The organism is Marisediminitalea sp. (assembly GCF_984433645.1).
In genome coordinates, this window is record NZ_CFIDRX010000187.1 from 1 (window position 1) to 8,452 (window position 8,452).

At 49.0% G+C, this 8,452-nt stretch carries 5 protein-coding genes; 2 read left to right on the forward strand and 3 right to left on the reverse strand.

Going from position 1 to position 8,452, the window contains the following annotated elements; genetic code table 11:
• Positions 1-277: 277 nt before the first annotated feature.
• Genes AC4MRN_RS17685 through AC4MRN_RS17695 form a run of 3 tightly spaced genes read right to left on the reverse strand, consistent with a single transcriptional unit; the run spans position 278 to position 3,990 of the window.
• Positions 278-1,279: a LacI family DNA-binding transcriptional regulator gene (locus AC4MRN_RS17685; protein WP_255051209.1), complete on the reverse strand. Its 1,002-nt coding sequence runs from the start codon at positions 1,277-1,279 to the stop codon at positions 278-280.
• A gap of 15 nt (positions 1,280-1,294) precedes the next feature.
• On the reverse strand, positions 1,295-2,632 hold the full coding sequence (locus AC4MRN_RS17690) for a glycoside-pentoside-hexuronide (GPH):cation symporter (RefSeq protein WP_491204018.1): 1,338 nt from the start codon (positions 2,630-2,632) through the stop codon (positions 1,295-1,297).
• A gap of 5 nt (positions 2,633-2,637) precedes the next feature.
• Positions 2,638-3,990: a GH1 family beta-glucosidase gene (locus AC4MRN_RS17695; protein ID WP_491204019.1), complete on the reverse strand. Its 1,353-nt coding sequence runs from the start codon at positions 3,988-3,990 to the stop codon at positions 2,638-2,640.
• 739 nt (positions 3,991-4,729) lie between these two features.
• Here AC4MRN_RS17695 and AC4MRN_RS17700 point away from each other — a divergent pair.
• On the forward strand, positions 4,730-5,971 hold the full coding sequence (locus tag AC4MRN_RS17700; RefSeq protein ID WP_139241603.1) for a sugar MFS transporter: 1,242 nt from the start codon (positions 4,730-4,732) through the stop codon (positions 5,969-5,971).
• Positions 5,972-5,973: 2 nt separating this feature from the next.
• A partial coding sequence (locus AC4MRN_RS17705) for a glycoside hydrolase family 3 protein (RefSeq protein ID WP_491204020.1) occupies positions 5,974-8,452 on the forward strand: 2,479 nt, incomplete at its 3' end.

Sequence of the window (8,452 nt, forward strand, 5' to 3'; positions counted from 1 at the left end):
GGCAAGGCAGAGTCCACGTAGTGTAGTTGCTCTACATAAGTGGGCGATAACGCAGTATAAATGACGCACAAACGCTGCCCTTCGGGTTCGTCATAGAAGCGTTTTACTCTTTGTCACAGTCCTTTGACGTAGAATGACTATGCCTGTAGGCCTGTTTCGCGATTAAAACGCTTCTATATAGAACAAAAATGATACAGCAAAGGTCAACAGCCCCTAGAGACCTTATCGGCAGCAATCCCGGTTAGCATAGCGCTATTAGGCAAAAAAAAGCCAGTTACTATTCAGGGCTACTTGTCGTACCTCTCAGGATTAACCGTGGCTCTACAACGTGAGTGAACTCATGGCTGCCTTTTCCATAAACCCGGTCAAGCACCCAATGTGCAGCCATAGTGCCAATTTGCTTAACCGGATAATCAATCGTAGTTAGCCCTGGCGACAAATAACTCGCAAAGTCTACGTTATCGAACCCTATTACCGACACATCTTCAGGCACTCGTTTACCCATTTCACGCAGCGCATTCATAGCACCCGACGCCATTTCATCGTTTGCGCAGGCAACGGCTGAAAACGGTTTTCCCCGCGCCATTAGCGCCCGAATGCCTTCTGCACCTGATTTGGCCTGGAAATTCCCTTCATACATAAGAGACTCGTCGTACTCAATACCGGCACTTTCCAGAGCCTGCTTGTGGCCCGTCAGTCGATTTATACCATCAGCTTTAAATAACGACCCCGCAATATAGGCAATGTCGGTATGACCAATATCCAGTAAATGCCGTGCGGCCAGGTAGCCCCCTTTAACGTTTTCCAAGCTAATACAGTTGTCGTCAATTTCAGCGATATAGCGGTTTACCACGACCAGTTTTACGCCCTGTTGAACCAGGTTAACCAAGTAGTCATCGCTTACCGCTTCAACATGAAGAATTAACGCATCGCAGCGGCGGCTTAACAAAGCCTCTATCTGTGTTTTCTCGATGGTTTCGTCTGAGTGCCCAGTAGCAATCAGCATGTGTTTGCGCGCAGCCCGTAAGGCCTGCTCGGTCCCCCCCATCATTGCGCCAAAAAAGGAGCCGTGTAACTCTGGCACCACATAACCAATGGTGTTGGTTTTATTGGAAGCTAAAGATGCTGCAACCACATTATGCCGATAACCCAACTCTTCCATGGCCGCGACCACAAGTTTACGGGTCTTTTCTTTTACGGTGCCGGTATCATTAATGACCCGCGAGACGGTTGCAGACGATACCCCTGCTTTTTCACTTACCTGTTTTATGGTTACCATGTTTGTTCACTGTTTCTAATGTGTTGCGCTCAGGCGCGCTGCCTGAATTTGTTGCTGTGCTGCTTCTACTCTTTGTGTGTCTAATGTATACCAGCGCATAATTATGACAACCAAAACTGACATTAACGCGGGTAAAATACAAAATGAGAAGGCTATCCCGTTGCTGACATCCTCAGTAACGGAACCCGCCTCATAACCGTAGAACGCCAGTAGCCAACCGGACATTGCACTCCCCAAAGCCACACCAACTTTGATAAAGAACACGATGGTAGAAAAGGTAACACCGGTTAATCTCACGCCTGTTTGCGCTTCGCCATAATCAGTCACATCGGCCATTTTCGCCCACAAAAGAGGTGACGACATTTGCAATAAGAAACCCCATACGAAATGCACCGCTAAAGCCACTAGCCACAGATTCACAGGGATAAAGAAATTCACCAGACAGGCCGTACCGGCGCCGAGTTGAAGCAGAATATACAGGCGGATTTTACCCAGTCGTTTGGCAAGGGGATGCGCAAACGCACAACCAATCAGGCCACCCACCAAGCCAATGGTAACAAACAGTGTGACATCGTCCGGGCGATTCAGCACGTATTTAACGTAGTAAATTGTCAGAGAGTTTCGCAGCAGGATACCGGTCAGTAATACCACGCTCACCAAGCACAATATTCTGCACTGATCGTTACGCCAGACCGACTTCAGTTGTGCAATCAACGGCATGGACAAGGGTTTTTCTGGCTTGAGCCGTTCCTGAGTGCCAGCAAAACAAAGTAGAAACAGACACATGCCAACCACGCCCATCACCAGCATAGTCAGCTGATAACCTTTGGCGTCGTCACCTTCGCCTAAATAGCCAACCAACGGCAATGTAAATGACGACACGATAAGACCGCCAATCATAGCGAAAATGAATCGGTAAGATTGCACTGAAACCCGTTCGTCGGGATCAGACGTTATTACGCCGCCCAGTGCGGAATAGGGAATATTAATGGCGGTATACATCAACATGAGGGCAATGTAGCTGGTAACGGCGTACATAAGCTTACCCTGGTAGTCGGTGTCAGGTGTGGTAAACGCCAGCACGCTGATAATAGCAAACGGCAGGGCCAGCCAGAGCAGGTAGGGGCGGTATGACCCCCAACGGGTTCGGGTGCGATCTGCCAGTGAACCCATGAGCGGATCGGTAACAGCGTCTATTAAACGAACCAGCAGGAACATACTGCCTACTGTTGCCGGGTTCAAGCCAACGATATCGGTGTAGTAATAGGTCAGAAAGAGCATCACCGTCTGAAAGATAAAGTTACTCGCCGTATCACCCAGTCCATAAGCAACTTTTTCTTTCACACTGATCATACTAGTCACATTTCCCCGTTTGACGCTTTACGCCGCGTTAACCATCGCTGCAGCACCAAAGCGCTGCGTTTAGGAATACGCTGTTGCGTGTCGTAGTCGACATAAACAATACCGAATCGCTTAAGGTAGCCCTCAGCCCATTCGAAATTGTCTAATAAACTCCACACAAAATACGCGGTCACATCAACCCCAGCTTCCATTGCTTCAGCCACCGCGTTCATATGATCCTGCAGATACTGTACGCGAACAGGGTCGTCTACCTCGCCGTTTATAAGTGCGTCATCACAGGCCATGCCATTTTCGGTGATTTGCACTGGTGGTAAATCATAATCACGGTGCAGCTGTAATAGCAAGTCCCTTAAAGCATTAGGAAAAATTTCCCAACCCATGGCAGAAACCGGTGCATCTGCTGCGGGCGGTAGGATACTGAAACCGTCATTACTACAAGATGCTACGAATGAACGGGTATAATAGTTTACGCCCAGGTAATCCAGCGGCGCATTGATTAGCGCCAGGTCGCCATCGAGAATGTCAGGTTTCTCGTTCTCAGGCAGGGAATGCAGAATATCGGGATAGCAACCTGTAAGTACCGGTTTAACATACCAGTCGTTGTGATGGTCATGTGCCAGTTTAGCCGCAGCCGCGTCGGCTTCAGAGGCCGTAGACGCATAGTAAGGCGTAAAGTTTAGTACAATACCGCTTGTCACATCCGGTGCATTCCTACGCAACACCTGCATGGCCATGCCGTGTGCTAGCAGTAAGTGATGAGCCGCTTTTTTTCCAAACTGTTTGCCCACCTTGCCTGGCGCATGCACACCAATTTCATACCCCAAATACGCACTGCAAAATGGTTCGTTCAGGGTTGCATAACAATCCACATAACCGTTAAATGCCTTGCTGACTACATCTACATACTCGGCGAATGCCAGAGCCGTTTCACGGTTAAGCCACCCGCCTTTATCTTCAAGATACTGCGGTAAATCCCAGTGGTATAGGGTTACGTAGGCTTTTAGTCCTTTGTCTTTCAGCGCTTTCAACAAATCCACATAGAACGCAAGCCCCGTCTGATTGACACTGCCGCACGCTTTCATTATTCGCGGCCAGCTGACAGAAAACCGGTAAGCGTCAAACCCCAGTGAAGACACCAACTCAATATCGTCCTGCCAACGATGAATATGGTCACAAGCAACATTGCCATCCGAGCCATCCTTCACCGCCCCCGGCGTGGCACAGAATGTATCCCAAATACTCGCTTCCCGGCCGTCTCTCGCGCCTTCTATCTGAAATGAAGACGTCGCTACACCGACAGGAAACAGATTGGAGTTTAGCCGTTGATTTATAGTAAGATTTTTAGTCATTGAGGAGCGCCTTACACACCAGTCTGGCATTCTTTCGAAGCAACTGAGAGTCAAAAAACGAAGTAAACTAATCTTGTCACAAGACCAATTGTAAGCGCTTTCATTAAATATACAAGTTATTTACAATTCACTGTAGCCTGAATACTGAAGTAGAGAATGCGAACTGCTAAGGCTTTATTAATTTCAACCAAAATGCCAACTCGAGTCCCACGCCAATACCGATAACAATATAAGAACCCTCACTAAATCCGAGGGTATAGCATGCCAACGCACCAAACAGGCACGCAAACAAGACAATCCACCGTTTCATGCTCAAACCAACGTAACTATTAACGTAAATGGAGTATGAAACGATTGATAATGTCTGTCTTTGACATTTTGTAACAGCACGTTACTTATGCACTCGTTTGATCGAAAAATTTCCATACACATCAATACTGTAAGCGCTATCATTAGAAATAACACTGGCAAGCCAAAATAGCTGCGCCACTTTTTATAAAGCTCTATTAAAAAATAAATTAAAAATCAGCATATTAAAAAAAATATCAATCAGAAAGCGGTACCGGTTGAGCAACATAAAAATGCGAGGTTATTTCAATTTGAGGGGAAATTTCACACACAAAATGTAAGCGCTTGCATTTTTATAAAATCGCCCTATACTCAACCAACAAAATATTAACATTCCATCTCACCACCCCAAGAGATCGGGCTTCGTAAGTTGCAAACAAGGCGCACAATTATGTCTATGCCATCGGCGTCAGCCACAACCGGAACATCTGCTCCGCTCACTATGTCAACGCTTGTGAGTCTCACATCATTGTTCTTTATGTGGGGGTTCATTACCGCCATGAACGATATTTTGATTCCACACCTTAAAGCCCTGTTCGAACTCAATTTTACTCAGGCTATGTTGGTGCAATTTTGCTTTTTCGGCGCATACTTTCTGGTGTCTGTTCCCGCAGGCAAACTGGTTAGCAAAGTAGGTTACAAGCAAGGCATTATCACCGGTTTATTAGCCGCCGCGGTGGGCTGCCTCATGTTTATTCCCTCAGCGAAACTGGCGCAATACTGGATGTTTTTGCTGGCATTATTTGTACTGGCAGGTGGCATAACGATACTGCAAGTCGCGGCGAACCCATTGGTCACTATTATGGGTAACCCCAATACCGCTTCCAGCCGTCTAACCATGACCCAGGCGTTTAATTCTTTGGGAACCACCATCGCGCCGATTATCGGTGGGGTTCTGATCTTCTCAGCTCACACCGCCACCAATGCTCAGGCCGATGCAGAGTCTGTAATCGTGCCCTACCTGGCACTGGCTATCGTGTTGGCTGTAATGGCATTGCTCACGCGTCGCCTGGCGTTGCCCGCAGAAGCCCAACCCGCTCAGTTAGAAGACAGGCAGGCCAGCTCTGTGCTGCATCACCGCCACCTGAAGTTTGGTGTTATTGGCATTTTTGTGTATGTGGGTGCGGAAGTGTCGATTGGCAGCTTCCTGGTAAACTATTTTGGTTCTGCCCATGTGCTCTCCATGCCGGAAAGTCAGGCAGCCGCTTACATTGCTTATTACTGGGGTGGTGCAATGGTAGGCCGATTTATTGGCGCAGCGTTAATGCAGCGAATTCAACCCGGTGTTTTACTCGGCTTTAACAGCCTGGCTTCTGTGGTTCTCATTGTGACGTCCGTGCTCACAAATGGCGATATCGCAATGTGGTCAATGCTGGCCGTCGGTTTGTGTAACTCGATCATGTTCCCAACAATCTTTAGTCTTGCACTGAAAGGATTGGGTGAACAAACCGCAAAAGCATCGGGCTTGTTGTGTCTGGCTATCGTTGGCGGTGCGCTAATTCCTTTGTTGCAGGGTGTCCTGGCTGACACACTGGGATTAACTCTGTCATTTTTACTACCTGCTATTTGCTATCTGTACATCGGATTTTATGGCCTGAAAGGCGCTAAGCCCGACTTACAGACTGGAGAATAACCATGCAATACCGATTAGCTACTTCAGTTGCAGCAGCCCTGGGGGCCTTATTGTTGGGGGCTTGTTCAAGTAACCCTGAAGCAACATCAACGACAAACAACGCAGCCGTACCAGATTACTGGCCAAGCATTCAGTCACCCATCGCTAAATCAGACGAGGTTGAGAAGAAAGTCTCTGAGATGTTGGCCACTATGACGGTTAAGCAGAAGGTGGCGCAAATCGTCCAGCCGGAGATTCGCGACGTCACCGTAGAAGATATGCGTGAGTATGGGTTTGGCTCGTATCTCAACGGCGGTGGTTCTTTTCCAAACAACAATAAACATGCTACGCCCGATGAATGGATTGCATTGGCAGAAGCGATGTACCAGGCATCAATAGACGATAGCCTGGATGGCAGCACCATTCCGACCATGTGGGGAACCGACGCAGTTCACGGCCACAACAACGTCATTGGCGCCACGTTGTTCCCTCATAATATCGGTCTTGGGGCAATGCGAGACCCGGCACTGATTGAAAAAATCGCAACCGCGACAGCAAAAGAAGTACGCGCAACGGGAATAGACTGGATATTTGCCCCCACCGTAGCAGCGGCGCGCGACGACCGTTGGGGTCGTACCTACGAGAGTTATTCTGAAGATCCAGAAGTGGTTGGCGCTTATGCAAGGGCGATTGTTACTGGTCTGCAAGGCGATATTAGCGATGGCAACATCGACGACCAGCACGTTGTCTCAACGGTTAAACACTTTGTCGGCGACGGTGGAACCGAGCACGGTGACGATCAGGGCAACAACATCGCCGACGAAGAGACCCTGTTTCGCATTCATGCTCAAGGCTATGTCGAAGGTCTTGGTGCAGGCTCGCAGTCAGTAATGGCATCGTTCAATAGCTGGCATGGTGAAAAACTTCACGGCAATAAGTACTTACTCACCGACGTGCTCAAAGACAAAATGGGTTTCGATGGTTTTGTAGTAGGTGACTGGAACGGGCATGGTCAGATTGAAGGCTGCTCTAACGATAACTGTCCGCAGGCGCTGCTTGCTGGCCTGGATGTGTACATGGCACCAACGCCGACCTGGAAGCCCTTGTTCCACAACCTCGTTGCCCAGGTAGAAAGTGGCGAAATCCCGATGTCACGCCTCGACGATGCCGTGCGCCGTGTATTGCGGGTTAAGGTTCGCGTAGGTCTGTTTGATCTTCCTTCACCGGCGAACCGCAGCTTGTCCGGTGACAAATCGATTATCGGGCATCCTGAGCACCGCGCCATCGCGCGCGAAGCGGTGCGTAAATCGCTGGTCATGCTGAAAAATAATGACCACCTGCTGCCACTTGAACCAAACAGCAAGGTACTGGTTGCCGGCGATGGCGCGCATAACATCGGCAAACAATCAGGCGGGTGGACAATCACCTGGCAAGGCACAGGCAATGAAAACAGCGACTTCCCAGGCGCATCGTCTATCTATCAGGGGATCCGGCAGGCAGTGAGTGCAGCCGGCGGTAGCGCAGTGCTTAGCGTTGACGGTAGCTACGATGAGAAGCCTGACGTCGCTATTGTTGTATTCGGAGAGAACCCTTACGCAGAGGGGAATGGTGACATTGCCAATGTTGAGTATCAACGCGGTGAGAAGTCGGACTTAGCGTTACTTAAAAAGCTAAAAGCTGACGGTATTCCGGTTGTAGGCGTGTTCATCACCGGCAGACCTCTATGGGTGAACCCGGAAATTAATGCAACCGACGCGTTTGTTGTTGCATGGCTGCCTGGCTCTGAAGGACAAGGTGTCGCCGACGTTTTGTTCACCAATGAAAACGGTGAAATTGCTTACCCTATGCAGGGCAAGTTGTCGTTTACCTGGCCAGCAACACCTTACCAGAACCCCATTAATCGAGGCGATGGCAAAACGCCACAATTCGAATATGGTTATGGTCTGACTTACGCCAACAACACAAACTTACCCATGCTGAACGAAACCGTTGAGGCAGACAGTAGCGAAGCCGCCGACCATGTAATTTTCCAGCAAAGTGTACAGCCACCTTGGCAGCTCGTGGCCCGTGTCAATGATGAAACCGGCACCATGAACAGCAGTGTACTGACGGTTGGTGACATGGCTATCCGTACTGCCGACAGGCATGTTCAGGAAGATACCCTGTTAATGCAGTTTGGGGAAACACCTGCAACAGTAGAGTTCTTCGCTCCTTTCCCGGTGGATTTACTCGACTTCACGACCCCGAATTCAGCACTGGCATTTGATGTTAAATTGCAATCTGGTACGGGCATTCAGGCCGGGATTGCATGTGGGGACAACTGTGCAGGCATGGTGAAACTGGGCGACTTTATGGTCGATTCCAACGAATGGCAGGCCGTTGAGATCCCAACCAAATGCCTCATTGAAGCAGGTGCAAATTTAAAAGAAGTGTATGCGCCCCTGCGTTTTAGTGTGAATGGCCAGGCTGAACTATCGGTTTCAAACCTGCGCTTAACACAGC

Coding starts and splice junctions, on each gene's coding strand:
- AC4MRN_RS17685 (WP_255051209.1), bottom strand. CDS start 1,279: ATGGTAACCATAAAACAGGTAAGTGAAAAAGCAGGGGTATCGTCTGCA.
- AC4MRN_RS17690 (WP_491204018.1), bottom strand. CDS start 2,632: ATGATCAGTGTGAAAGAAAAAGTTGCTTATGGACTGGGTGATACGGCG.
- AC4MRN_RS17695 (WP_491204019.1), bottom strand. CDS start 3,990: ATGACTAAAAATCTTACTATAAATCAACGGCTAAACTCCAATCTGTTT.
- AC4MRN_RS17700 (WP_139241603.1), top strand. CDS start 4,730: ATGTCTATGCCATCGGCGTCAGCCACAACCGGAACATCTGCTCCGCTC.